The following is a 23157-nucleotide window of genomic DNA, read 5'->3' on the forward strand; positions in this document are numbered from 1 at the left end:
GGCCGTGAAATCGCAGCATGACTGACGAACCAACGGCCAGTGAGCCGATCGCAGCCCCCTCCGTGTCCGTGGTGGGTCCGGGCGAAGGTGAGACGATCCTCCTGGGCACCACGCGAATGCGCATCCTCGAAGACGGCAGCAATACCGGCCACCGGCTCGGGCTCGCCGAGTCCGTCCTCGCGCCGCACACGCCCGGACCGCCGCAGCACCGTCACGCCCGGCACGACGAGGGCTTCTACATCATCTCCGGCACGGTGCGGTTCACCGTCGGGGAGAACGATTACGAGGCGACGCCGGGCACGTTCCTGATGGTCCCGCCCGGAGCCCCTCACACCTTCGCCAACACGACCGGCCAACCGGCCGTCATGCTCAGCACGTTCACACCGGACCTGTACGTGCAGTACTTCCGGGACCTGCAGGACATGATCGCCGGCGGCCAGGCGATGACCCCGCAAGCGAGCATCCGAACGATGCGCCGCTACGCCACCGAGCCCGCCACGCGCCACCTGGGACGGGAATCGTGAACGTCGCATACTGGATCGGCGCCGGCCTGCTGGCCCTCTTCTACCTCTACGCGGGCGGGCTGAAGGTGGTGCAGGGCCGTGAGCAGCTCCGACCGATGATGGCCTGGGTGGACAGCACGCCGATGCCGGCCGTCAGGGCCATCGGGCTGATCGAAGTGCTCGGCGCGATCGGCCTGGTCCTCCCGCCGCTGACCGGCGTCGCGCCGTGGCTGGCCCTTGCTGCGGCCATCGGGTTCGCGGTCCTGCAGATCGGTGCGACCAGGGTTCACCTGAGCCGCGGTGACCGCCGGATCGCCCTCAACATCACGCTCCTCCTCATTGCGGGCGTAACCATCTGGCCGGCGGCGGCACGGTTGTGACGCCATCCAGCAGTTGTCCGCCGACCTCCACAGAGTCGCTTCGGTTCGGTGCTGCGCGGCAAGGCGCGTGGGGGCGCCGAGACGGCGCATGTGCCGTCAGTTGTCGGCTCCGGCGACTGTGATCGGGGCGTGGTCCATGCCTTGGTCCAGGAAGGCGGCCAGGTCTTGGGCCTCGGCGTGGACGGCTTCCCGCTCCGAGGCGACGAGGGGTCGCAGTGGGGTGATGTGGAGGTGTTGGTCGCGCACAGTCCAGGTCGCGGCGACTCGTCCGTCGACGAGGACCGCGCGGTGACCTGCGACGGACAGGCCGAGGTGGGCGTCGTCGATGAGGCGGTTGCGGTCGTGGTAGCCGAGGATCGCGTTGTCGAAGGCCGGCAGGAACCGAACGGGGGCGGGTGTGTCCGGGTGCGGGCGGGGTGCGTCGGGCAGGTCGAGGAGTTCGCGGCCACGTGCGTCGCGGAAGGTGACGAGCTGTTCGCGGACGGCTTTGACGGCTGAGGGAAGTCCGGCGAGGCCGCACCAGGCACGGAGGTCCGCGGTGGCCGCGGGCCCGTGGGCGGCGAGGTAGCGGCGCACCAGCCGTTGCCCGACCTGATCGCTGCCATCGGCAGGAAGTGGGTCGATGTCCCGTCCGAGCCAGGTGGCCAGGGGCAGATTGCGTACGCCGGCCGTCTTGTGCCACAGGCCGCGCGGCGGGAGCTGGGCCATGGGGATGAGGGCTGCGACGAGGAGTTCGCCCAGGACGCGGCGCGGCGGGCCGGGCCAGGGGCCTTGGAGGGGTTGGACGAGTTCGGCCATGGTGCGGGGCTGGTGGTCGGACATGACCGCGCGGCCGGCGGCGGCGACCTCGTCCAGGTCGATGCCGGCGAGTTCGCGTCGGTAGGTGGCCAGCACCCGCTGACGCAGCATGGCGTCGTGGCGGGCCCGCCAGGCCAGCGCGTCATCGGCGGTGACGAGGTGGATGGTGCGGCGCATCAGGTGGGTGCGGACCACCGTGCGGCCGGTCAGCGCGTCATCGAGTTCCTCGGGTTGAAAGGCGTGCAGTCGGGACCAGAGGCCGACGAACGGCTCCTGCGGTTGTTGTGCCTGCAGGCCGCACAAGTGCGCGACCGCATCGCGCACCGATGTGTCCGTTCGCTCCAGCAGGTGCTGGCGGGCGAGGGTCGCGCGGTTGAGAGCTCGCGCGTCGAGGACGGTCACGGGGTGCTCATGCTGTGGTCGGTTCGTCGGGTCGGGCGTCGGCGCAGGCCCGTGAGCGTGAGGGACATCCTGGCTTTCCTTTCCTTTCGTCTACGGGTTCGCCGCGTGCCCGTCCGGGCCGCCGCGCGGTTGCGGCGGCCCGGACGGTCCGGTGCCAGTCGGCTGGATCAGCCGTTGTACGGGACGGCGACGTCCAGGACCCAGGTCACGCCGAACCGGTCGGTGAGCATGCCGTACAGCGGCGCCCACTGCGCGGGTTCGAGCGACCGCACGACCGTCGCGCCCTCGGTGAGCTTGTGCCACAGGCCGCTGATCTCGTCGGCGTCGTCGCCGCGCACTGAGACGAAGAACGGGTTCTCGCCCTGGCTCCAGGGCAGCTGCGAGGGCACGTCGTAGGCCATGACGTGGAAGCCGTCGTCCCCGACCACCTCACCCCACATCACCCATTCCGCCTCGTTCTCGTTCTGTATGTTGCCGGCGTCCTTGTAGGTGACGGCGACCGCGCGTCCGCCGAATACGGACTGGTAGAAATCCAGCGCCTCACGCGCGGCGCCCCGGAAGTTCAGGTGGGTGGTGGTCGTGACGGACATGGCCTTGCTCCTTGCCTTCGATTCGACGAATGAGCCCCGCTGCACCGGCCGAGCCCACGGCTCGGCGACCGTGCCTGAGGCGCAATGCCTACTCGGTGGCTCGGAAAACAACTTTCCACGGGTAGAGGACAGGGACTGTCCTCTACTGCGCCACAATGTGAGACATGCAGAAGACGTCCTCGCGACTGCTCGCCCTGCTCTCACTGCTCCAGACGCGACGCGACTGGTCCGGCGAGGATCTGGCCGAACGGCTCGGCATCACCACGCGTACGGTCCGCCGCGACATCGACCGCCTGCGCGAACTCGGCTATCCGGTCGTGGCCTTCAAAGGGCCCGCCGGGGGTTACAGGCTCGACGCCGGCACGCAGATGCCTCCGCTGTTGTTCGACGACGGCCAGGCCGTCGCCCTCGCCGTAGCTCTGCAGTCCGCAACCACCACCGGCACGACGGTCGCCGACGATGCTGCGCGCGCCCTGTCCACCATCCGCCAGGTCATGCCACCCCGCCTGCGTCACCGCATGGACCTGCTGCGCATCACAGCCGTCCAGCCACCCGAAAGCCGCGGCGCGGCCCAGATCGATGCCCAGGTCGTCATGGACCTGAGCAGAGCCATCCACGCTCGTGAGGAACTCCGCTTCGACCATGCCCAGGGTCGAGGAGCGCCGGCGGAGCGGCCCCGCCGGGTACAACCGCACCACCTCGTCACCTGGCAGGGCCGCTGGTACCTGGTTGCCTGGGACCTCGACCGTGAGGACTGGCGGACCTTCCGCGTCGACCGCGTCCTCCCCCGCACACCGACCGGACCCCGGTTCATCCCACGCCCTCTCCCCGGCGGCAGCGTCTCCGCCTTCCTCACCAGTCGCTTCCGCGGCAACGACGGCACCACCACCGATTGGCCCTGCCAAGGCGAAGTCGTCCTCAACCTCCCGGCCGGCGAAGTCGCCTCTTTCGCCCGGGACGGACTCGTCGAAGAACTCGGCCCCGACCGCTGTCGACTCACCCTCGGCTCCTGGTCATGGACCGGCCTGGCCGCCACGATCGGCCGCTTCGACACCGACATCGAAGTCATCGGCCCTCCGCAACTGACCACCGCATTCGCGGACCTTGCTGTCCGATACGCCAACGCCGCGCGCTGACGGCTACCTGCCGGGCCGTTCGGGACTGCTAGTACGTGGGACCGCCCTCGCCCTCGCCCTCGCCCGGCACCAGTGGAACCCCGCTCGGTGAATCCGTGCCCGTCCGCTCGGCCATCCGCCAACCTCACTCTCGACGGGTCCGGCAAAGGCTAACGCCGCCGAGGAGCCGACAGGCCACGGTCAATCACACCTCGGTCCGGCTCATCCGCAGCTCAGGGGAAGGGACATGGCCGGGAGGCCACGCGCGTACTGACCGAACGCACGGCACACCGGCAGAAAGGAGGTGAGGGCCATGGCGGTCAAGGCAGTGGGCTGGGCACGTTCGCCCCGCGCGAGTTCACGCCCCGAGGGCGTCTTCGACATTCGCGTGCAAGGAGAGGACCGTGTCGGCACCGGTCACGGCGAAGAGCCGTCGCAACTGCTGGCAGGGGGCGGCGACACGCAGGTCGGTGAGGTGGTGCAGGCGCAGAAGCAGGTTCAGGAAGGAGGAGTCTCCGAAGGTGATGCAGCCGGCGTCCAGAACCACCAGCGGATGCCGGTCGGCGGCGGAGGTCAGAGCTTCCTCGAGAGGGGCCAGCGTGTCCTGGTCGAGCTCCCCCTGTGCCGGCACCACCCATCCTGCGCCCGCCGGGTAGCCGTCCCCGACCACGCCGTGCTGGTGTGCGTCCTTTGCTCCGGTCATGTCCACCTCCCCGGATTCGCCACCTGTACGTCCTCTTCAAGGGAGTATGCCTGCTCGTCCCGCCGGCGCGGGCGCCCCCCGGGCGCGGCGCCGCCCCCTTCGGTCGCACGGCACGGCCCGAAGGGCAGACCGGGACCACGAAAGCGTGTAGGACCGCGAAGCCGGGGCAGAAGCGCCCGGCTTCGCGGTCAGCCAATCGGGAGGGAGCGGCCACCATGTCTCGCTCGGCCACCGCGACAGGCCCGGCAGGGGTTTGCGCGGACTGCGATCTCCCCATGCCCGAATACGTCAGCGAGGTGTCCCGGCTCGAGTACTCCCACGGAGGGCCGGCCGAGGTGCGCGAGCATGCCGAAGGCTGGGCGCGCACCACGGCCCTGACCCCGGCACGGCGTGGCGACCTCGTCCTGGCCGACCCCCTGGCGAGGCGCCGCCGCCCTTCCCTGGCATCGGCCCGGGGCGCCGTGGTCTGTGGATGATCCACCAGCTCTGCGATCTGGTCGGGGTCCGCACCACGGAGAGCGGCTTCATCACGCTGCGGCCTCACAGCGCAACGCCCTGAGACCGGCGGTCCCCTAAACTGTCACGGCCAAGTGCCGGGAGCAGAGACGAGCAGAGACCAGTCAACGTGGGGGTGAGAGACCACAGTGGAGACCATCGGTCCGGAAACGGGCGGTCCCGTGCGGGTCGGCCTTCCCCTCGGGGGACAGCGCCGGCGACTCGCCCTGACGGGCGTCCGAGGCCCTGTGGCCAAGGGCCGCGACTTCACGCGTCAGGCTCTGCGGGACTGGGGCTGGGACGGGACCGAGACCGCCGAGGACAGCCTGCTCCTCGTCTCCGAGCTGCTGACCAACGCGTCACTGCACGCGGACGGTTGTCACGAACTCGTCCTCACGGCCGGGGATTGCCTGCGCATCGAGGTGTGCGACGGCACGACGACGCTGCCCCACCGCCGCCCGGCCCCGCAGCGCGGCATCCCGGGCGGCCACGGTCTCCACATCGTGGAGCGTCTGTCCGATCGCTGGGGCGCGCACGCTCTGGAACACGGGAAGGCCGTCTGGGCCGAGATCGAGGCCTCCCGGCTGGTGTCCGGCCGGCCCACGGGCCGGTGACCGGTCGCCCGGCCCGCCATCCCCGGACAGAGGGCGTCAATCCGGCTCCAACGGGCATGCGCGCATCATGGACTCACATCAGCTCACCGCTCTGTCCCTGGCCCCGGCCCCCGGCCCCGCCTGGGTGCACCTGCTCGTCATCGCCTTCGCACTGATCGTCCTCGTACGCACCCTCGCCCGGCACGGATAGCGGGCTTCGACGAGGTGTCGGTCGCCTACGGCTGAGTCGGGCGCTCGGCCGCGGCGTTGGCGTTCTCCGCTCCCGATGCCGGGTCCAAGAGGATGCGCGGCAGGGCCTCCGGGTGCTTCTCCACGAGCCAGCCGATCAGCTGCTCCCGTACGGCACAGCGCACCGTCCACAGGTCGTCGGCGTCCTTGGCCGTGACGATGGCCCGCACCACCATGGTGGAGGGCGTCGTCTCCGTGACGGCGAGGTCCCACCCGCGGCCGTCCCACTCCGGGCAGGCGTGCAGGATCTCGTGGACCTTGTCGCGCATGAGGTCGACGGGCGTGCTGTGGGCGCAGTGGAGGAAGACGGTCCCGGTCATCTGGACGCCGCCGCGGGACCAGTTCTCGAACGGGCGGGTGGTGAAGTACGAGACGGGCATGGTGATCCGGCGTTCGTCCCAGGTGCGCACGGCGAGGAAGGTGAGGGTGATGTCCTCGACCACCCCCCACTCGCCTGCGACCACGACCGTGTCGCCGATGCGCACCATGTCACCGAAGGCGATCTGGAAACCGGCGAAGAGGTTTCCGAGGGTGGACTGGGCCGCCACACCGGCCACGATGCCGATGATCCCGGCGGAGGCGAGCAGGGAGGTGCCGAGCGCGCGGAAGCTCGGGAAGACGAGGAGCATCGCGGCGGCTGCGACGACGGCCACGACGACCGTCACGACCCGCATGATCAGCGTCACCTGGGTGCGGACCCGGCGCACCCGGGCCGGGTCGCGGGTACCGGTGGCGTAGCGGGCGTACCCCGACTCGACGACGGCGGAGACCACCGCCACGATCAGCCAGGCTCCCGCACCGATCAGGGCGAGCGAGAGTATCCGGCCCACGATGGCCGCGTTGTCACGCAGCGGCGGCCATGCGATCTGCTGGCAGGCGCCTTTCAGCAGCGCGGCGAGCAGCACGATCTGCAGGACGCGGCGGCAGCGCCGCAGCAGGTTCCACAGGGGCGTTTCGGGATGCCGTGCGTCGACTCGGCGCAACAGCAGGTCGACGGCCCGTCCGGCCACGACGGTGACCAGGACCGAGCCCGCGAGGACGGTCGGCAAGAGAAGAGCGCTGTTCATATCTCCTCGGCGGATGTAGGCGGCATGGACCTGCACGCGCCTGCCCCGCGGGAGCGAGCTGACACGAGGGCGCGGACACCGCGGGGCCGCGGTGTGCGCAGCAGCAGGTCGGCGAGGGCATGGCAGCCACCGCTGTCACCGCTGGGGCGTGCGGTACTCACGAGTCACGAGGCGTCGGTGCCGCAGGGCGCCCGGGCGGGCGGCGGCGGGTCCAGCGGTGCCACCAGTGCCTGCGGCGCGGGTGCACGGCCCTCCCCAGCCGCCGGCCGGCCAGCAGGTAACCGAGGAGCGCTCCGGCCGTGTTGAGGATGACGTCGTCGATGTCGAAGACACGGCCCGTGACGAGGGCGCCCTGGGTGAGCTCCACCAGCGTCATCAGACAGACCGTCACGGCGGCGACCCTCAGCAGCCCGCGGGCCGGGGGCAGCAGGACGGGCAGGAGCACGCCGAACGGCAGGCCCAGCAGCAGGTTCCCGCCCAGCTGGCGCACCGCTTCGGTCGTCGACGTCCCGTTCAGGTAGGCGCTGATCGAACGGCCGGGTCGGACATTGCTGTGCACGAGGGCCGCCGAGGCGGCGGACGGTTCCAGCGTCGTCCGGGCCAGGACCACGCTGAACATGACGGTGCCGACGAAGGCGGCCACCATGGCCAGTGCCCGGACGGCCGGATGCGCCGGACGGCGTCGCCTCCCGACCGTCGGGATGGCGACTTCCTCCGCCCGCTCACCGCGCCGCGCGTACCTCCACGTCATGCGGGCGCGTGTACCCGGTGGAGGGCCCCGTACGCGGCCGGTGGACGGACCCGTACGCGTGGACCGCTGACGGTCCGCCACGGAGGGGTCCGGCCGTGCGGGCGTCGGTACCCGGGTCCGCGGGCGCATGCGCACGGGCCGTGCCGGGCACGTGCACGGCGTGACCGACATCTCCCGCACAGCATCACGTCGAGGCAGTCCGTCCGCCGCCGCCCTCGTGGCGCGCACACGGGCCGAGCTGCGCCGTACGGCCGTCCACGTCTGGACCGACAACCTCGCCGACCACGCGGCCGCCCTCACCTATTACGCCGTGCTGGCGCTCCTGCCCGCGCTCGTCATCGCGGTCTCCCTCGTGGGGCTGCTGGGCGGGGGGACGAGGGACCGACTGATCACCGAGCTCACCTCGTACGCACCGCCCCAGTCGGCGCAAGTACTGCGCGAGGCGCTCGGCGGCCTCGCGGCGGAGCATTCATCGATGTGGGCACTGCTGATCAGCGGTGTACTGAGCGCGCTGTGGTCGGCGTGCAGTTATCTGGCGGTGTTCCGCCGCGCCCTGCACACGATGCACCGGGTGCCCGATGTGCGACCTCCGCTTCGTGCGGCCCACGCGCTGGTCGTCAACGCCGTGCTGCTGCTGATCCTGCTCCTCGTCGGCGCCGTGGGACTGGTCGTGTCCGGGCCGCTGGCCCGATGGCTCGCACGGGCCGCCGGTGGGGGCAGCCCGGACGGCATCATGCTGTTGCGCTGGCCCGTGCTGCTGGTGGTCGTCACCCTTCTGGTGCTGGTCCTGTTCCGTACCGGCCCGGCCCAGAGCCGGGGCACCCGCCGCGGGCTGCCCGGCGGCGTACTCGCGGCCCTGCTCTGGATGGCCGCCTCGGGACTCTTCACGCTGTACACGGAGCTGGACACGTACGGCCGGCTCTACGGCTCGCTGGCCGGCATCGTGGTCTTCGTCGTCTGGCTATGGCTTGCCAACCTGGCCCTGCTCACCGGTGCCCGGTTCAACGCCGAACGGGCACGGGAGCCGGATACCCGGCCGCGGGCCTGAGTCTCAGCGGACGGGGGGCCGGGGCTTCGGGCCCGGACGCCCGGTGGCCAGCCGGGAGGCCTCGATCTCCGCCCAGACGACCTTGCCGGTGGCGAGGGCGTAGGAGCCCCACCGGTCGGACAGACGCTGCACGATGTGCAGGCCGCGGCCGCCGGGGACGCCCGGCCGGGGCACGGCTCGGGAGCGTGGCAGGGTCCTCGCGCCGTCGAGCACATCGATGCGCAGGACCTCACCGGCGGTCAGTACGAGCTCGTGGCAGCCACTCGCGTGCACGGCCGCATTGGTCACCAGTTCGGAGACGACGAGCAGGGCGTCCTCGGTGCTCTCGGGGCGGTCCCACCCCCAGTCCCGCAGGGTCTGGCGAGTGAAGTCACGGCCCTTGGCGACGGCGCCCCGGACACTGCGCAGGGCGAGTCGGCGGCACTGTCCCGTGGTCGGCGCTCGCGCATGCCGAGGATCGCCGGTGGCTGCTCCCGTCGTGTTCACTGCCGCCTCACCCCGACCGTTGACGCTGCTGTGTTGGATGGAGGCGGGCGGCTCCGCCTGCGAACCGCCCGGACGGCCGTCCTGCGACCGTCCCCGTCACGCGTATGCCCGTCCTGATCGCCCGGACACGTGAGCACCGCCATCGGCGTACCGGGGCCCCCGCGTTCCTTGGCGTCCTGCGCGGCCCTGCCCTGCATCAGCCGCGATACCAGCGCGTCGGCCTCGGACACCGGGCTCACGCCTCCGGCAGGGGCGCTCGCAGCGCGCTGCGCCCCTGGTCCCAGGCTTCGCGGAGGTGGACCGCGAGGCGGTCCTCCAGCCGGACGGTCGCCGCGCACCCGAACGCGATGTCCGACTCCAGGTCGGGCTCGTCGGCCAGCAGGCCTCCGATGACCTCATGGCGTACGACCTGTTCATGCACGGCGTCGGCCTCGACGTGCTCGGCGTAGAAGTGCTCGGCGGCAGGTCCCGCTCCGCAGCGCCGCATGGCCTTGACCAGGCGCCTGGACCCGGGCGACGAGGTGACCTCGACGCACGCGAAGTGGCCGACGAGAGCGCCGCGCATGGCGCGGTGGAGCCCGAACAGGGACATCAGGTTCACGGTCGCGAGCAGGGGCGCCGGCGCATGGTCCAGGTAGCGGCCGTAGGCGGGATCCAGGTCCAAGTCGGCCATGAGGTCCGCGAAGAGCCGCGCGTGGATGCGCTCGGCGCGGCCGGCGCCGAACTCGTCGTACTCGATGGCGACCATGGCTGCCTTGGCCCGCCCTGTGAGCCGGGGGATGACCCAGGCGTGCGGGTCCGCCTCCTTGAGGTGATAGAGGGAGCGAAGGGCCGCGTACTCGCGCAATTGCCAGCGCCGGCCCTCGGTTTCCAGGTGGTGGCTGAGGCTGCCGGAGAGGTCGACGGGCTCGACGAGGAGCGGGGCGAAGGCCTCCTCGACTGTTCGGGAGGCGTCGGGCAGTTCGGTGCGCAGGGCGTGCAAGAAGCGGGTCTCCAGCGACTGGCGCAACCGCAGCAGTTCCGGGTCCCATTCGCGCTCGTCGTCCACGCCGTCGAAGCCGCGGTAGTGCAGTTCGTACAGGAGGTACAGCGCGAGCTGGAGGTCCTCACCCCACGGGTCAGCCTTCAGCACGGCCCCGGTGGCGTACACCGGCGGGCAGCCGGATCGCAGAGCCTCCGTCACGGCGCAGGACAGCTCGCCGCGCCCCTCGACCAGGCCGGGGCCGGGAGTCGGCGTCGCCGTGGTCGGGCGCGGGCTCGGAGCGGGCATCACGGGTTCCTGTCCTCGGCGGGCGGCGAGTCGGCTCGCTCACGACGGCGGTGGCTGGTGTCGCACCAGGGGTAGGTACGGCTGCGGCGGCATGTGCACACCGCGACCATGAAGCGGTCGGACCGGGTGACCGTCCCGTCCTCCAGGACGATCTCGACCGGGCCCTCGACCAGGACCGGGCCCTGCGGGTCCACGGACACCCGGCGGGCGTCTGCCCGCAGGGAAGCCCGGGACCGGGCAGTGCCGGAGGAATCAGAGGGACTGGGCACGGATGATCACCAGCTCGTCCCGCTCCTCGGCTTCGGCCGCCAGGCCCTGACGCTGCAGCCAGGCCCGTCGCGAACGCAGGACCGGGCCCCACGGCACGGAAGTCCTCGCCGTGACCCCTGCGGCCAGGCCCGCCCCGGTCAGCCGGTCCACGGTCTTCTCGGGCCCGCACATTCCCGAATGCACCATGAGCAGGACTCCGCCGGAACTCAGCAGGGCCTGGGCACTCGTGCAGATCCGGTCGATGACACCGCGCCCGTCGGGACCGCCGTCCCAGGCCTGCTCCGGTCCGTGCCACGGCAGCCGGGCCCCCGGGGCCGGGACGTACGGCGGGTTGGCGACGACCAGGTCGAAGCGGCGCCCGGCGGTGCGTGCGACGAAGTCCCCGTGCAGGACGCGCAGGGGCAGTCGCTGACGCAGCGCGTTCAGCCGTGCCGTGGCCACAGCGGGCCAGGAGATGTCGACCGCCGTGACCCGGGCTCCCCTGCCCGCGGCCTGCAGGGCCAGCGCGCCGGTGCCCGTGCCTATCTCCAGCACGTCCGTCCGGAGGCCGACGTCCTCATGGGCCAGCGCCTCGGCGAGGAAGCGGGTATCGGCCTGAGGCCGGTAGACGCCTGGCAGCGCGATCAGGCCGACAGGCAGCGTGCCCGGGGTCAGAGCCGTATTGGACACCACACACCTCCGGTATCGAATGCAGCCCGTTCGAGGCGGGCCGCGGAAATTGACGCCACCGTGCGGCTGCCCCGCCCGAAGCGCCCCATCCGGAATTCCGTCGATCTTCGGAGGAACAGACGGAAATGCCCTCTGATCTTGGTGTCGCCCAGCGGGTTCTACGGGTCCTCGGCTGAGGCGGCGAGCGTCCCGGCTGCCACAGCCCCGCCACACCATCTCTGCAAGCACGGCTCAGGAGCGCCGCCCTGACCCGGACAGATGGCCTCACTTCCACATCGCGTTCGAGTCCGTACCGGCATACCCGCTGAGGGACGGCCGAGGCGCGGTGCTGGAGCGCCGGGTGCAGGAGACCCCGGCCGGACCGGCGGATTTCGCGGCGGCCGACGCGCGCGCCTGGCGGGACCTGTACGAGTGTCGAGCCGCGTCGGCCCGGACCTGGTGCAGGGCTGACAGCAAACGCCTCTGACCCGCCCGCCGCAAGGGCAGGGGTTCGACACGGTGGATTCCCGGACACAAGGGTCCTACCGTGGGAGCAGCAGCTGGAGCGGCCATGCTCGTCACGTCACCCCTCGGGCGGATACGCAGCGCGATCCGTCGTGCGCGGGCCGGACGTCGCTGGGGCCATGTCCGCGACCTGGATCTGTGGCAGCGTTCTCTGGGGTTCGCCGCGCTCGGATTCCTGACCCTGGTCCCCCTCCTGATCGTCGTGTCCGCGGCGGATACCCGCGGTGGGCAGGGTTTCGCGCAATGGCTGGGAGACGGGCTCGGCGTGTCGCCGGCTGCCCGGGCGGAGATCGAGCAGCTCTTCGCCCTGCCCGGCGAGGCATGGCGGACCACAACGGCTTTCGGCCTCGCGCTGCTCGCCGTGTTCGGCCTGTCCTTCGGCATCGTGATGCAGAACGGATACGAAAGGGTCTGGGATCTGCCTCCGGCCCGCTGGTGGGCCAGATGGCGTCACGTACTGTGGCTCGGGGTGCTGGTCGGTGTCCTCTACCTCTCTGTGATCACGCCGCCGTGGCGCGAGTCCCCGGCCCGCGGCTTCGTGACGGTGGTAATCGGAACCCTCTTCTTCTGGTGGTCCCAGCGGCTGCTGCTCGGCGGCCGGGTCCCGTGGACCGCACTCCTTCCCGGGGCGGTGGCCACCATGATCGGACTGCTCGGGATGCGGATCTTCTCCCGGCTCGTCTTCTCCCCGCTGATCGCGTCCAATGCCGTCACCTACGGCCCGTTCGGAACCGTCCTCGTCATACAGACCTGGCTCGTCGGTATCGGCGTCGTCGTATTCGGGGGCGCACTGGTCGGCCGGCTGCTCCACGACGAGCTGTTGCGCCGGACGTTCCCGTCGGACCCCGGCCAATGACAGCTCCTGCGCGGCCCGGCCGGTGAGCTCTCCGATATCGGGTAGGCGCCACGCGTGATCACCCCGATGACCCGCGCGGCTACCGGTTTCTCGTCGCTCTTTTTGATCGTGCCCGGCGTGATCGCGGCCGGACTTCTGATCGCCTCGTTCTGGTACGGGACTCCTACGCGCCGCCCGGCGCAGGGACCCCGGGGCGCAGCCGGCCGACCGGGGGCCTCAGGCGCAGGCCCGGCAGAACTCCTGGCAGCCGCCGGAGGACTACCCCGACCGGCCTGTCGGCCGACTCCCGCCCGGAGACCTACACGTCGTAGGCGAGTTCAGCTTCAACGACTGGCAGCCCGGCACCCACTCCTTCCGCTGTCTGGCTGCCGGTGACCACTGGTTCAACAACGGCAGCGCCGGCGACCACAGCGGCCCCAACAGCCGCCTGCACACCGGACCGGGCCGAACGGACATGGGATTGGGCCCGAACTCCTCAAGTTCGGGCCCAATCCCCATGCCGGGTCAGACAGGGCGGCGGCCGTAGCCGCCGGCCGAGTAGTACGCGCCGAGCTCCTCGCGGTAGCCGACGTCACCGAGGTGCTTGTCACGGTGGAACTCCGGGGCGTTCTTGATCTGCTCCTTGGTGCCGTCGACGTAGACCGTCTCCTCGTCCGCGTCGATCCGGATCACGGTGCTCGCCGGGAGCAGCACCTCCTTGCCGAAGATCCACACACCGGTGTCGACGACCAGGTAGGCGTCACCGGCCTCGTAGGAGTGCTTGTCGACCTTGCCGATGCTGCCGTCGGTCGCCTCGACCTTGTAGCCGGTCAGATCGGAACCGGCCAGGTGGCCGGCGGTCGACTTGTAACTCCACACATGCTCAGTCACGCGAAACAACTCCTCCGAATGGACGGGGGGACGGCGACGACTTCCTTGCCGTCGCTCCCCTTCTGAAGTCGTGCGCGGTGGCATTCGTGCCCCGCCCGAACTCGCCTGCCCCACCCTCGGCGCTTCATTCGCCGGGGCGTTGTCCCCGCCCCGTACGACTGTGCGCACGTTCTCGGTGTCTGTCCCGAGGGCGCCCTCACGGTCCGCCTCCACACTGCGCCATCCGGCGGCACAGGTCCTCCATCCTGGGTACGAACCGTGGATCGGCCGGAAGGGACGACGGCCGGGTCGCACCGGCCCGGCAGCCACTGCGCGGGATAGCGTGGCCCGCACGCCGTGTTGTGGTGCACCGGAGCGCTGTAGAGGCAGGGGCCTGATCGTGGGAAAGCTGGATGCGTTCACCCGCGCACTCGACTATCCGGTGTACGTGGTGACGGCGGCGGCCGGGGACGAGCAGGCCGGTTGTCTGGTTGGCTTCGCCTCCCAGTGCTCGATCGATCCGCCCCGCTTCATGGTGTGGCTCTCCAAGGCCAACCACACGTACCGGATCGCACGGAACGCTTCCCACCTCGCGGTGCACGCGCTACGGAACGATCAGAAGCGGACGGCGGAACTCTTCGGAAGCCGGACCGGCGACGACATCGACAAGTTCGAGCACGTCACCTGGCGACGGCCGGCCCACGGGAACGCGCCGGTCCTGGAAGACGCCTGTGCCTGGTTCCTCGGCCGGATCGAGTCACAGGTCGACGGCGGAGACCACGTCGGATTCCTGCTCGCGCCCGTCGAAGAAGGCCCTCCCGGTCCCTCGCGGCCGGCTCTGCTGCTCTTCAGCGACGTCAACGACCTCTCACCGGGGCACTCCGCCTGAACCGCGGCGCGGCCGCCCGCCCGTGCACGAGTGCCCCGCCGGGCCACTGCCCGGCGGGGCACCGCGTGGGTCAGGTCGGGCGGCAGGTCAGGACCTGCCGGTGGACCGCTTGATCTTGTCCGAGGCCTTCGAGGTCATCTCCTCGGCCTTGCCGCTCATCTGCTCGGCGCTGCCCTCGGCCTGCATGCGCTGGTCGTCCATGGCGTCGCCGACGCTCTCCTTGACCTTGCCCTTGACCTGCTTGGCCTTGCCCTTTGCCTTGCTCATGACGGGGTTCCTTTCCTGGACGGGGTGCTGCCCACCCTCCTTCGGTGGCAGCCACACCGCAATTCGTGCCGGACCGCGATGCACACCGGGTTCACTCGTTCAGTCGGGCGGTTCCGGCACCGCGGGCGGCTCGCCGGGGGCGGGCCGGACGGGGGCCGGACGGGGGTCGCGCGGCTTGGGGCCGGGACTCGGGGGTACCGGATCGCGGGGCACCGGATCCGGCCTCCCCGGAATGGGCCCGGGGCGTTCGGGTTGCGGTTCGGTGATCGAGTCCATGTGGTTCACGGAGTTCCTTTGCTTCGGCTCTCTGCGTTCCGGCATTTCCGGCGTCTGCCCGGCCCGTGCCGCGGCAAACGGCCCACACGCCAGGCGGCGGGGGTAGGGGGCGGTACACCTCGGCAGGTCATCCGTCATCCGGTCATCCGTCATCCGACGGAGCGGACATGGACGTTGGCAGCCACTGGAGCTGACCCACCGCCTTGTGCTGTGCGCCGCCGCCGATGCGGTCACGGGGTGGCGCTCATACCCGGGCCCCTTGGACGAGGGCACCCCCGGGACGGAGGTCACCGGCGGCTCCCTGCTCCTGGTCTCCGAAGTCGTCGCCAACGCCGCCTGCACACGGGGCGGGTCCACCTCCCTGGTCCACTGGCCGGAGGGCACGGGCTGCTCATCGCGGAACGTCTGGGCCCGAACTGCGGCTGGAATCCGGTGGACGGCAACAGGTTCGGCAGGAACGTCCCGCGCGCGACCCACGTACGTCACTCCGGGGCGGCGCCGACGTCCGCCAGCAGGCCGTCGCGCGGAATCGTGTCGTCCGGCTCAGCAGGCGGAACACCTGCCACCGGAGATGCCCATACGCTCGCGATCGCCACCTGCGTCCGCTCGTCCCCGTAGCGCAGGGAGGGGATCAGCCGGTCGGCGATGACCGTCACGCCCCAAAGGGTCGCGCCGGGCGTGGCGCTCCTTGTCCGGAGAGCGGCCATGCCCTGTGGTCAGCTGTCGCGACCGGGCGCCTTGTCCGCCTTCACCGCCGACGCTGGGGTCGCCTCGCCCGGCGGGTTCGCCGGACGAGCAGGGCAGCGGCCAGTACGCCCGTGGCCGCGATCAGCGGGGTGCGGTTGGCCCGTGCCGTGGTAACGGCCCGACCGGCCTTTCCTCGCACGGAGTCGAGGTCCATGTCCGCGGCGAGCCGTCCGGCGCGGGAAGCCGTCTCGCGGACCTGTTCCTTGACGGCGGCGGTCCTGGAGACCAGCGCCTCGACCGTCCGTCCGAACTCCTCCCGGGCGTGAGCCACCTGTCGGCCGAGTTCCGCCGGGGTGGGGACGGACTTGATGCCGTGTGACTGCGTGATCGTCATCGGGGTGCCCTTTCCTTCGATTCCGCCGGCGATGGCTGCCTGACCGGTGTGCTGCTGCGCAGGTACCCGGCTACGGGCCGATAACGCGTGCCGGGGCGAGTTGCTGTCCCCCGTCAACCTTCTCTGCCGGGAAAGGGCTCGTTGATCTCGGCGAGGGCGAGGCCCCATCCCTGACATACATCGATCCGTCAGACACCAAGCCCCAGCTGGACGTCCCTTCCCGCGAATCCCTCAGTCCATGTCGAGGCAGTAGACCCCGGCTGTCGCGTCCGCGACACCCACATGGATCGGAGTTCTCGTCGGGGAACGCAGAGAGCCTCGCGCAGTCCTTCAGGCGTCCTCAGCCGCCCGACCGCGCCAACCAGGACGACGCCGTCAGAATCCATGACGGGCGCACACCGAGCGACTGCGTGCAACCTGTCATCGCGGGACGGCCGCCCGGTATTCGGATGGAGTCATCCCATATGCGTCACGGAACGTCCGACTGAACACCGTGGCACTGGAGAAGCCCCAGCGGGCGGCAATTGCTTGCACGGGGTGACTGCTCGACTCCGGGGATCCAAGGTCGGCGCGCGCACGCTCCAGTCGGCCCTGGCGAATGTAAGCCGCCACGCTGACGGGGTGATGGCTGAAAAGGGAGTGAAGGGAGCGCAGGGAGATGTTGTGGCGGTCGGCGATCGCTTGGGGCGTCAGATCTGGGTCGACCAGGTTGTTTTCGATGAAACGAATGACCCGTTGCAACATTTCCTGGGCGCGGGCCTCGGCCGGCGCCACCTCGGGGGTTCCGAGCTGCTGGGCCAGGCACGCGGTCGCCAGATCGAGGGCAATGGACCCCATACTGACAAGCTCCGCGGGCCGACAGCTCGGCCCCTGAGCGAGCAGGGTGCTCAGAAAGCCGCCGAGGATCGCACCTGTTCCCCTGTCGCCGCGGATGCGCTGCCCAAGGAGGCCTCCTACCTTGTCGTGCCGCAGCGGCAGGATCGAGCGGGGAACCTGCAGAATGCCCACCGTGGACTGCTCGTCGGTGCTTTCCCCTTCGCTCGGACGCGAGGTGTCCGTCAGGACCAGGTCCCCTGCGGCAACCGACTGCTGGCCCCGCTGGGTAATCCGGAAGGCGCCTCGAGTGACCAACGCCAGCTGAAACTGCTCGGGATCGCCCTTGCGCACATGAGCCGACGTGCGGCGCGACAGCACTGGGGAGCATGTGAGCGCCGACAATCGCACGGAACCGAGATTCAGATCGGCGATGTCAGCGTGAAAGCCGGCCGGATGCCTGGTGCTGAGACTGACAGGCATGACGTGATCCGACACCGCGTCACAGAACCATTCGAACCTTTCAGAAGAATCACGCCCAGCGCGAACACCTTGCGTCCACAAAGGAGTCGACGCCTCAGCCAAGGCCCCCTCCAACCCACTCGTCATCTCTGGCACGACCAGACAGTCTCATGCCCACGAAGAAGATCGAACCTCGGGCCGAAGCTGCCCACACGCTTGACGAAGGACATAGAGGCCCCACACACAGTCACTGCGAGAGATCGTCGCGCAGCGCCACCCCGAGGCTGGTCAGGTGGAGGAAGGATCACGACCACCGAGGCAGAACGCACGAAGGCCGTCGACGCGTCCGATGCCGGGCTGGATGCTGCCGAGCGGGGCGGTGACCGGCGCCGTGTGACGGCTGCCCGACGTGCCCGCAGCCGGGCCGCGCCACGGGGCTGGGAGCGGCCCTCCAGAGCGAGAACGAGCACGCCACTACGGCGCCCCGCCGCCCGGGAGGGCCAGGACCAGCCCAACCCCTCCGGACCGACGGCGTGGCCACCCAGCACGCAACGTCTCTCAGCGCGGTGCTGCAGGGGCGGAGGGTTTCAGGTGTGGATGTGGCCGTTGCGGCCGTCGTGCGCGTCAGCGGAGTCGTCGTCGAACCAGTGGTCCCCCACTCCCAGATAGCGGAACGCGTGCCGCTGCCCGGAAGGCAGGTTGACGGTCACGGCCCTCATTCCGCCCTTGCGGTCCTTGAACTCGTGCACGCCTGGGGTCCAGCCGTTGAAGTCACCCACGACGCTCACCGGGCCCGGAGGAACACCAGCGGGCAAAGTGAAGGTCACGTCGGTGGAATCCTTGCGAAGCTTGCGTTCGAGCACGGCCGGCTCCCTAAATCGCCGTCGGACAGGCACAGGCCACCATCGTCAACCCCGCAGGCCTGAACCGTAGTACGGCACGAGCAGCACACCCCCGCCAGGGCGACCCCCGGATCCGCCGCACGGCCCTGTCCCCGCTCCGTGTCCACGGCGAGCGTCGTCGGCGCCTGGCGTCACCGCACATCGCAGGACGCTCACCCATCCTTGGGCCGGAGCGGGACGGCCCGGGCAGGCGAACCGCTCCGGCGTAGCTCTTACGGCTCACACCCCAGACACCATCACCCCAACACGCCCGCCCGGGCTGCCCGCCGCGCGGGGTCGCCGCTGGCGTACGGGGATTCGGAGAAATCGCAGAAGTGGCTGTTACGGGGCGTTGAACCCGTTCGGCGCAGGGGCTACGGGCGGCAAGGAAGCCGGGCGCCGGTGAGGCGGGACGCTGCGGTCCATGGGCCTCCTGGGCATGGACCCGGACCTGCCTATTCCGACGGTCAATGCGGCGTTGACGCATGCCCCCTGCAAGGGAGAGTTACGGACATGTCCGCATTGGGCAACACCAGCTGTTTTCGCTTCTTTCGAGCAGGGCTCGGAGCCAGAGTGTGGCTCCTCGGCACGACGCCGGGAACTGTTCGGAGCCCGCCCGGCCGGCACGAGGCCGGGCCGGGCTGACCGTTGAAGGAGCCATCCGCATGTCTGCTTCTCTCGCCACCCGCCGCACTCTCGCCGGCCTCCTGGCCGCCGGAGCCCTCATCGGCGCCGCGGCGGCGCCGGCCGCCGCCGACGACCACCGGCGCGACCACCGTGGCCCGTACCCGCACTCCTCCGTCGTCATCGGCGACGTCGAGAACGCCGGCCGCGGCCGCGACAACCGTGCCCTGAACAGCGAATGGGTCGAGGTGAAGAACACCGGCCGCCACAGCGTCGACCTGCGCGGCTTCACCCTCACCGACAAGCAGGGCAACCGCTACCGCTTCAACGGCTTCCGCCTCGACGGACGCTCCAGCGTCAAGGTCCACACCGGCCACGGCCGCGACACCCGCCACGACGTCTACCAGGACCGCCGCCACCAGATCTGGGACGAGCGCGACACCGCCACCCTCCGCGACAACCGCGGCAACGTCATCGACACCGAATCCTGGGGCCGCCGCGGACACCACCACCACCGCTAGCCCACCCCGGCAGCCACACCCACACGGACTGTGACCTGCCGCCAACCACACCGAACGGCGTGCCACGGCAAACCAGCCGCGGCACGCCACACCCATGCAGACCCGCACCCAGCCCCCGCGCCGACGGGAGGAGCGCAGGTTTGGGGCGGTCACCCATCCTGTCGGGGTGGAGCCTGTCCGCGTACAGGCCGAAGTACCCGACCAGACGCACCTGAGCACGTGGGGCAGGCCCCGGCTTTTCGGCAGACCGCCAGGTCCGCCGAAAGGGGCCTACCGCAGCCGCACGCCTTCATCCGCGCGGCTTCGCTCCCCTACGCCACCGTGTGCGGTACCCAGACGGCGGCATGGAAAGGGCCGTTGGCATTGACCGGGTCGGCGGACGAAAGTGCTGCGCTGCCTGCGACGACGCCGCGACGGTTGACCTGAGCCGCGGAGGAGTTGAGGCCGCCCAGGGAGGCCAGGTAGGTGAAGTCGCCGTTGTCGACGCGGGCGACGAAGGCGAAGGAGTTGGGGGCGAAGTTGTCACCGACCATGAGGTTCCCGGCGATCTGCTTGACCTCTGTGACACCACGCCCGGAGCCGATCACGGCACTCGTGTGCGTCATGAGGTCGAACGAGCTGGCGAGCAAGCCGTCGCCGCCGGTCACAGTGCTCCCGCTGATCAGCTGCGCGGTCAGGAAGTGGGACCCCAGGTCCGTGCGGATGCCGGTACGGAGGTCGTAGGCGTATCCGGTGAGGCGGTTGCCGGCCGTTCGAGACTGGCCGACCACGGTTGAACCGCTGATGTCGTTGGCTGTGCTGGAGCTTCCGCCGAGGGTGCCGAGATCGGTCATCGTCCGGGTGCGCAGGTTATAGGCGAACCCGTGCATTGTGGTGGGAGGCGTGTTCGGCAGGGAGGAGCTGCCCACGACGATCACACCGCTGACGGCCGCCGCGGTGCTCTCGCCCGACGGGCCGGCGAGGCTGCCGAGATCGGTCATGGTCCGGGTGCGCAGGCTGTACGCGAACGCGTGGGTGACCAGGTCGCCGGAGAGCGACGACGTCCCCACCACGGTGTCACCGTCGAGGCCCGTGATGTTGGTGCTGCTGCCGCCGAGAGTGCCGATGTCGACGAGCTGACGGGTCCGGACGTTGTAGGCGAATCCATGAGTCGGACCGTCGGCGGAGAGGTCTGACTTCCCGACGACGTAATCCCCCTCTACGCCGGTCGCCTGGCTGGAGTGCCCCAGAGTGCCGAGATCGGTCATGGTGTGCCTGCGCAGGTCGTACGCGAAGGCGTGTTCGACGGCGTCGCCTCTCGTCAGTGAGCTACCGACGACCGTGTTGCCGTCTATGGCCGTCGCCTTGCTGCGGGTACCGCCCAGGGTGCCGAGGTCCTGCACGGCGTACTGCACCGACCCCGCCGCCGACTCTGCCGACGACGTGTCAGCCCCGTACGCCGGACCGGCACCCACGGCGAGCAGGCCCGCGGCGACCAGAAACCAGGCACGTGAACGTATGCGCATGATGCCCCCCTGAAACAGACGATCGAGACGAGCACGGTTCGGCAGACCGCTGTGGCCCTTCACAAGCACGGGCCGACCAGATGCTGCACGGCCTTCACTTGTACGTCAGTTCCGATCGGCCAGACAGTGGGCGCTCGGCCATAAATAGGACGTTCGTTACCGCTGCCAAGACGCGGGCCGCCGACCTCGCGCTCTCATGGGCTGGGCTGGGCTGGGCCGGCTCTCAAGGCCGTGCCCAGCCAACTCCTCGCCGAAGACCACCGCCTCCATTCACTCCCGCGTGGTTGTCCGCCAAGAGCGTGGTCCAGAAGTCGTGGATGGGCCGCGCCGAGTCCGGGGTGGACATCCCGACCTGGGTGAGCAGGATTCCGGTGAGCTGGTTGTCCGGGTCGGCGTAGGCGGTGGTACCGGCGCCGTCGTCCCAGCCGAACTGGCCGATGGGCGCGTAATCGCCACGATAGGTGCGCACTGCCATCCCAAAGCCCAGCCGGCCTGCTGCCCTTGGCCGACCGCGAGGAGACGGCCGCCGGGCCCGCACCTCGGACGGGTGCTCGCACGATCGATGCGTACGCCCGCGGGCTGGCCGAGTGCCTGCTCGTGTGCGCGCGGGAGGGTTTCGGCCCCGCGCTGATATCTGACGTCTGCGCGGTCCTCAGCCTGCCGGGACGGGACAACCACGTGCCACAGCGTGACCGGTTCTACCTCGACGTGATGCACAAGCACACGGCCTGACACAAGGCGGTCCCGGCCGGCCGCGTGGGTGCAGCTGGTCCTCGACAAGGTCGCCGCGTACGGGCACCGAGTCTGACTCAGGTCACCAGGTCGTTTCCTTCGGATCATCCGAGCGCGTAGCGGGGCCGGCGGAACACGGGGGCCAGCCAGTACGGCGCGGCCGGTCGGCTCTAGGCTCGGCATCATGCATCATCCGTCCCTACCCGCGCCGTTGACCGAGGCTGAGCTGGCCATGGCCGAGCACGAGCTTGGTGTGTCCTTCCCAGCCGCATACCGCGCGTATCTGCAGGAGCCGCAGCCTGCCAAGCGCGTGTTCCAACCGTGTCGAAAGGAGTGGGGCTGGGACTGGGGCGCCGACCGTGACACGCCGGCGGAGCTGCTGGCCCTGCCCTTCCCCCACCCCGACTCCTACTTGATCGCGAACGCCGAACTGGATGCACGCGAACCGCGACTGGAGGAATGCGTCGACGAGCAGGCCTACACCGAAGCCTGGCAGGCCTGGGACCAGGAGTATGAGGTCTTCCAAGACCACAAGACCGCAGGAGCCGTGATCCTGCAGGACAACGGCTGTGGCTTCTACACGCTGCTGGCAGTCACCGGCCCCCTCGCCGGCACAGTGTGGTGGGATGGCCGCGCCACCTGCGACCTGATCATCTCGCTGTCTCTCGATCACGCGGGCAGCGCCCGCCCGGCCACGTTCAGCGAGTGGCTTCGCCACGATTCCTGGGAATTGCTGCCGCCGGGCTGGGGTCAGTCCCCACCCTCCACCCCGTAGGCCCACTCTTTCAAAATCATCTCGACCGCGGTGCCGGCGCGCGACCGCCATCTCAACGCTTGGTTGCGCTGCCGCAAGTGTCTTTGCAGCCTCGCCGCGAGCGCGACCGAGTCCCGGCCCGGCACGCGATGTGCCGGGCCGGGACAGCGTTCAGAAGTCCCAGCTCTGGCTCCGCGCGCCGTTGCAGCCCCAGCTCACCAGGAGCTGGCCGTTCTCAGGCCGGCCGCCCAGGATGTCGAGGCACTTTCCGTTCACCCGGTTCCGGATCTCGCTGCCGTTGCGGAACCACTTCTGGTGGAGACCGCCGTTGCAGTCCCACATGGCCACCGATCCCTGGTCACCCAGATGGGGACCGTAGATCTCCAGGCACTTGCCGTTCATGCTGGAGCGGATCTGCTCACCGTCCCAGCGCCACTGCTGGTTGGTGTTGCCGGTGCAGTCCCACGTCACGGTGGAGGCGCCGTTCTCCTGATGGAACATGAAGATGTCGGCGCACCTTCCGTTCAGGTTGGACTTGAGCAGCGGCGCCGCGGCAAACGCAGGCGCGCCCGTCAAGGCAGCGCCGGCCAGCAGCCCGGTGATGGCCGCCAGCAGCATCAGTCGTCGCACAGACCTCATGGTTCTCCTTCGTATCGCTCTTGCGCGGTTGCGCTGGGCCCATGTCTAGCGGCCGGTTGATGTCCGGCGCCGGAACGAGGATTCCGGACATCAAGAGCTGGACAATCACCTCCCA

At 70.2% G+C, this 23157-nt stretch carries 29 protein-coding genes and 1 pseudogene; 12 read left to right on the forward strand and 18 right to left on the reverse strand.

The annotated features are described in order from the left end of the window. The first annotated feature begins 17 nt into the window (after positions 1-17). A complete protein-coding gene (locus ACFYOB_RS32950) occupies positions 18-524 on the forward strand; it encodes a cupin domain-containing protein (protein WP_388566298.1) in 507 nt (168 codons plus the stop codon). Next, the gene (locus tag ACFYOB_RS32955) at positions 521-883 is read left to right on the forward strand and encodes a DoxX family protein (RefSeq protein ID WP_388566301.1); all 363 of its coding nucleotides are present in this window, start codon (positions 521-523) and stop codon (positions 881-883) included. The genes ACFYOB_RS32950 and ACFYOB_RS32955 overlap by 4 nt, the downstream gene beginning before the upstream one ends. Positions 884-979: 96 nt before the next feature. On the opposite strand, the gene ACFYOB_RS32960 is transcribed toward ACFYOB_RS32955, so the two are convergent. Together ACFYOB_RS32960 and ACFYOB_RS32965 are read right to left on the reverse strand one after the other, a co-directional pair. Beyond that, complete coding sequence (locus ACFYOB_RS32960; protein ID WP_388566303.1) at positions 980-2083, reverse strand: winged helix DNA-binding domain-containing protein; 1104 nt, start codon at positions 2081-2083, stop codon at positions 980-982. A 167-nt stretch (positions 2084-2250) separates the two neighbouring features. After that, the gene (locus tag ACFYOB_RS32965; RefSeq protein WP_388566305.1) at positions 2251-2673 is read right to left on the reverse strand and encodes a VOC family protein; all 423 of its coding nucleotides are present in this window, start codon (positions 2671-2673) and stop codon (positions 2251-2253) included. Positions 2674-2837: 164 nt separating this feature from the next. Here ACFYOB_RS32965 and ACFYOB_RS32970 point away from each other — a divergent pair, with 164 nt between their 5' ends. Then, positions 2838-3809, forward strand: coding sequence for a helix-turn-helix transcriptional regulator (locus tag ACFYOB_RS32970; RefSeq protein ID WP_388566308.1), 972 nt, complete (start codon positions 2838-2840; stop codon positions 3807-3809). A gap of 337 nt (positions 3810-4146) precedes the next feature. On the opposite strand, the gene ACFYOB_RS32975 is transcribed toward ACFYOB_RS32970, so the two are convergent. Beyond that, on the reverse strand, positions 4147-4491 hold the full coding sequence (locus tag ACFYOB_RS32975) for an STAS domain-containing protein (RefSeq protein ID WP_388566310.1): 345 nt from the start codon (positions 4489-4491) through the stop codon (positions 4147-4149). A gap of 275 nt (positions 4492-4766) precedes the next feature. Here ACFYOB_RS32975 and ACFYOB_RS32980 point away from each other — a divergent pair, with 275 nt between their 5' ends. From ACFYOB_RS32980 to ACFYOB_RS32990, 3 genes are all read left to right on the forward strand, one after another. Further along, positions 4767-4967: a hypothetical protein gene (locus tag ACFYOB_RS32980; RefSeq protein ID WP_388566313.1), complete on the forward strand. Its 201-nt coding sequence runs from the start codon at positions 4767-4769 to the stop codon at positions 4965-4967. Positions 4968-5135: 168 nt separating this feature from the next. Further along, entirely contained in the window at positions 5136-5600 is a 465-nt protein-coding gene (locus ACFYOB_RS32985) for an ATP-binding protein (protein WP_388566315.1), read from the forward strand. Positions 5601-5667: 67 nt separating this feature from the next. Continuing rightward, entirely contained in the window at positions 5668-5790 is a 123-nt protein-coding gene (locus tag ACFYOB_RS32990) for a hypothetical protein (RefSeq protein WP_388566318.1), read from the forward strand. A gap of 25 nt (positions 5791-5815) precedes the next feature. Here the strand turns inward: ACFYOB_RS32990 and ACFYOB_RS32995 are convergent, their stop codons facing one another. Further along, positions 5816-6895, reverse strand: coding sequence for a mechanosensitive ion channel family protein (locus ACFYOB_RS32995; protein WP_388566320.1), 1080 nt, complete (start codon positions 6893-6895; stop codon positions 5816-5818). A gap of 157 nt (positions 6896-7052) precedes the next feature. Further along, complete coding sequence (locus ACFYOB_RS33000) at positions 7053-7646, reverse strand: VanZ family protein (protein WP_388566323.1); 594 nt, start codon at positions 7644-7646, stop codon at positions 7053-7055. A gap of 127 nt (positions 7647-7773) precedes the next feature. On the opposite strand from ACFYOB_RS33000, the gene ACFYOB_RS33005 reads away from it, so the two are divergent. After that, positions 7774-8694 carry a YihY/virulence factor BrkB family protein gene (locus ACFYOB_RS33005; protein WP_388566325.1) on the forward strand — a complete coding sequence of 307 codons (921 nt, stop codon included), beginning with the start codon at positions 7774-7776 and terminating at the stop codon, positions 8692-8694. Positions 8695-8697: 3 nt separating this feature from the next. Here ACFYOB_RS33005 and ACFYOB_RS33010 read toward each other — a convergent pair whose 3' ends face one another. The 4 genes from ACFYOB_RS33010 to ACFYOB_RS33025 all read right to left on the reverse strand — a co-directional run bounded on the left by ACFYOB_RS33010 (position 8698) and on the right by ACFYOB_RS33025 (position 11389). After that, the gene (locus ACFYOB_RS33010; protein ID WP_388566328.1) at positions 8698-9180 is read right to left on the reverse strand and encodes an ATP-binding protein; all 483 of its coding nucleotides are present in this window, start codon (positions 9178-9180) and stop codon (positions 8698-8700) included. Between the two features lie 235 nt (positions 9181-9415). Next, positions 9416-10450, reverse strand: coding sequence for an iron-containing redox enzyme family protein (locus tag ACFYOB_RS33015; RefSeq protein WP_388566331.1), 1035 nt, complete (start codon positions 10448-10450; stop codon positions 9416-9418). Then, a complete protein-coding gene (locus ACFYOB_RS33020; RefSeq protein WP_388566544.1) occupies positions 10450-10671 on the reverse strand; it encodes a CDGSH iron-sulfur domain-containing protein in 222 nt (73 codons plus the stop codon). Before ACFYOB_RS33020 ends, ACFYOB_RS33015 begins: the two co-directional genes overlap by 1 nt. A gap of 31 nt (positions 10672-10702) precedes the next feature. Beyond that, entirely contained in the window at positions 10703-11389 is a 687-nt protein-coding gene (locus tag ACFYOB_RS33025; RefSeq protein WP_388566334.1) for a HemK2/MTQ2 family protein methyltransferase, read from the reverse strand. A 577-nt stretch (positions 11390-11966) separates the two neighbouring features. Between ACFYOB_RS33025 and ACFYOB_RS33030 the strand changes: the two genes are divergently transcribed. Then, positions 11967-12749: a YhjD/YihY/BrkB family envelope integrity protein gene (locus ACFYOB_RS33030; RefSeq protein WP_388566547.1), complete on the forward strand. Its 783-nt coding sequence runs from the start codon at positions 11967-11969 to the stop codon at positions 12747-12749. A 504-nt stretch (positions 12750-13253) separates the two neighbouring features. On the opposite strand, the gene ACFYOB_RS33035 is transcribed toward ACFYOB_RS33030, so the two are convergent. After that, positions 13254-13619 carry a PRC-barrel domain-containing protein gene (locus ACFYOB_RS33035; protein ID WP_388566336.1) on the reverse strand — a complete coding sequence of 122 codons (366 nt, stop codon included), beginning with the start codon at positions 13617-13619 and terminating at the stop codon, positions 13254-13256. A 379-nt stretch (positions 13620-13998) separates the two neighbouring features. On the opposite strand from ACFYOB_RS33035, the gene ACFYOB_RS33040 reads away from it, so the two are divergent. Further along, a complete protein-coding gene (locus ACFYOB_RS33040) occupies positions 13999-14487 on the forward strand; it encodes a flavin reductase family protein (RefSeq protein WP_388566339.1) in 489 nt (162 codons plus the stop codon). An 87-nt stretch (positions 14488-14574) separates the two neighbouring features. Here ACFYOB_RS33040 and ACFYOB_RS33045 read toward each other — a convergent pair whose 3' ends face one another. The 5 genes from ACFYOB_RS33045 to ACFYOB_RS33065 all read right to left on the reverse strand — a co-directional run bounded on the left by ACFYOB_RS33045 (position 14575) and on the right by ACFYOB_RS33065 (position 18249). Further along, a complete protein-coding gene (locus ACFYOB_RS33045; protein ID WP_388566341.1) occupies positions 14575-14754 on the reverse strand; it encodes a CsbD family protein in 180 nt (59 codons plus the stop codon). A 758-nt stretch (positions 14755-15512) separates the two neighbouring features. Continuing rightward, positions 15513-15686 carry a hypothetical protein gene (locus ACFYOB_RS33050; protein WP_388566344.1) on the reverse strand — a complete coding sequence of 58 codons (174 nt, stop codon included), beginning with the start codon at positions 15684-15686 and terminating at the stop codon, positions 15513-15515. A 92-nt stretch (positions 15687-15778) separates the two neighbouring features. Beyond that, entirely contained in the window at positions 15779-16111 is a 333-nt protein-coding gene (locus ACFYOB_RS33055; protein WP_388566347.1) for a hypothetical protein, read from the reverse strand. Positions 16112-16531: 420 nt separating this feature from the next. Continuing rightward, positions 16532-17533 (reverse strand): helix-turn-helix domain-containing protein, encoded by a 1002-nt coding sequence (locus ACFYOB_RS33060; protein WP_388566550.1) that lies wholly within the window; start codon positions 17531-17533, stop codon positions 16532-16534. Positions 17534-17973: 440 nt separating this feature from the next. Beyond that, complete coding sequence (locus ACFYOB_RS33065; protein WP_388566350.1) at positions 17974-18249, reverse strand: isoamylase early set domain-containing protein; 276 nt, start codon at positions 18247-18249, stop codon at positions 17974-17976. Positions 18250-18932: 683 nt separating this feature from the next. On the opposite strand from ACFYOB_RS33065, the gene ACFYOB_RS33070 reads away from it, so the two are divergent. Continuing rightward, positions 18933-19412 (forward strand): lamin tail domain-containing protein, encoded by a 480-nt coding sequence (locus ACFYOB_RS33070; protein ID WP_388566352.1) that lies wholly within the window; start codon positions 18933-18935, stop codon positions 19410-19412. A 311-nt stretch (positions 19413-19723) separates the two neighbouring features. Here ACFYOB_RS33070 and ACFYOB_RS33075 read toward each other — a convergent pair whose 3' ends face one another. Both ACFYOB_RS33075 and ACFYOB_RS33080 read right to left on the reverse strand, forming a co-directional pair. Further along, on the reverse strand, positions 19724-20917 hold the full coding sequence (locus ACFYOB_RS33075; RefSeq protein WP_388566354.1) for a hypothetical protein: 1194 nt from the start codon (positions 20915-20917) through the stop codon (positions 19724-19726). Between the two features lie 223 nt (positions 20918-21140). Next, a pseudogene (locus tag ACFYOB_RS33080) lies at positions 21141-21433 on the reverse strand (hypothetical protein); the annotation flags it as partial. Between ACFYOB_RS33080 and ACFYOB_RS33085 the strand changes: the two are divergent. Both ACFYOB_RS33085 and ACFYOB_RS33090 read left to right on the forward strand, forming a co-directional pair. Next, complete coding sequence (locus tag ACFYOB_RS33085; protein WP_388566555.1) at positions 21419-21649, forward strand: hypothetical protein; 231 nt, start codon at positions 21419-21421, stop codon at positions 21647-21649. The pseudogene ACFYOB_RS33080 and the gene ACFYOB_RS33085 sit on opposite strands and share 15 nt — an antisense overlap. Positions 21650-21833: 184 nt before the next feature. Continuing rightward, complete coding sequence (locus tag ACFYOB_RS33090) at positions 21834-22424, forward strand: SMI1/KNR4 family protein (protein WP_388566356.1); 591 nt, start codon at positions 21834-21836, stop codon at positions 22422-22424. Between the two features lie 150 nt (positions 22425-22574). Here ACFYOB_RS33090 and ACFYOB_RS33095 read toward each other — a convergent pair whose 3' ends face one another. Beyond that, entirely contained in the window at positions 22575-23042 is a 468-nt protein-coding gene (locus tag ACFYOB_RS33095; protein ID WP_388566359.1) for an RICIN domain-containing protein, read from the reverse strand. Positions 23043-23157: the final 115 nt, after the last annotated feature.

Source organism: Streptomyces sp. NPDC006463 (assembly GCF_042870715.1).
GTDB lineage: Bacteria > Actinomycetota > Actinomycetes > Streptomycetales > Streptomycetaceae > Streptomyces.

Excerpts from the sequence above, each read along its gene's own strand:
- ACFYOB_RS32995 (WP_388566320.1), bottom strand. The coding sequence starts at position 6,895 with ATGAACAGCGCTCTTCTCTTGCCGACCGTCCTCGCGGGCTCGGTCCTG.
- ACFYOB_RS33075 (WP_388566354.1), bottom strand. The coding sequence starts at position 20,917 with ATGCGCATACGTTCACGTGCCTGGTTTCTGGTCGCCGCGGGCCTGCTC.
- ACFYOB_RS32950 (WP_388566298.1), top strand. The coding sequence starts at position 18 with ATGACTGACGAACCAACGGCCAGTGAGCCGATCGCAGCCCCCTCCGTG.
- ACFYOB_RS33090 (WP_388566356.1), top strand. The coding sequence starts at position 21,834 with ATGCATCATCCGTCCCTACCCGCGCCGTTGACCGAGGCTGAGCTGGCC.
- ACFYOB_RS33055 (WP_388566347.1), bottom strand. The coding sequence starts at position 16,111 with ATGACGATCACGCAGTCACACGGCATCAAGTCCGTCCCCACCCCGGCG.
- ACFYOB_RS33015 (WP_388566331.1), bottom strand. The coding sequence starts at position 10,450 with ATGCCCGCTCCGAGCCCGCGCCCGACCACGGCGACGCCGACTCCCGGC.
- ACFYOB_RS33095 (WP_388566359.1), bottom strand. The coding sequence starts at position 23,042 with ATGAGGTCTGTGCGACGACTGATGCTGCTGGCGGCCATCACCGGGCTG.
- ACFYOB_RS33060 (WP_388566550.1), bottom strand. The coding sequence starts at position 17,533 with ATGACGAGTGGGTTGGAGGGGGCCTTGGCTGAGGCGTCGACTCCTTTG.
- ACFYOB_RS33000 (WP_388566323.1), bottom strand. The coding sequence starts at position 7,646 with ATGACGTGGAGGTACGCGCGGCGCGGTGAGCGGGCGGAGGAAGTCGCC.
- ACFYOB_RS32975 (WP_388566310.1), bottom strand. The coding sequence starts at position 4,491 with ATGACCGGAGCAAAGGACGCACACCAGCACGGCGTGGTCGGGGACGGC.
- ACFYOB_RS32970 (WP_388566308.1), top strand. The coding sequence starts at position 2,838 with ATGCAGAAGACGTCCTCGCGACTGCTCGCCCTGCTCTCACTGCTCCAG.
- ACFYOB_RS32965 (WP_388566305.1), bottom strand. The coding sequence starts at position 2,673 with ATGTCCGTCACGACCACCACCCACCTGAACTTCCGGGGCGCCGCGCGT.
- ACFYOB_RS32990 (WP_388566318.1), top strand. The coding sequence starts at position 5,668 with ATGGACTCACATCAGCTCACCGCTCTGTCCCTGGCCCCGGCCCCCGGC.
- ACFYOB_RS32980 (WP_388566313.1), top strand. The coding sequence starts at position 4,767 with ATGCCCGAATACGTCAGCGAGGTGTCCCGGCTCGAGTACTCCCACGGA.
- ACFYOB_RS33005 (WP_388566325.1), top strand. The coding sequence starts at position 7,774 with ATGCGCACGGGCCGTGCCGGGCACGTGCACGGCGTGACCGACATCTCC.
- ACFYOB_RS33045 (WP_388566341.1), bottom strand. The coding sequence starts at position 14,754 with ATGAGCAAGGCAAAGGGCAAGGCCAAGCAGGTCAAGGGCAAGGTCAAG.
- ACFYOB_RS33070 (WP_388566352.1), top strand. The coding sequence starts at position 18,933 with ATGTCTGCTTCTCTCGCCACCCGCCGCACTCTCGCCGGCCTCCTGGCC.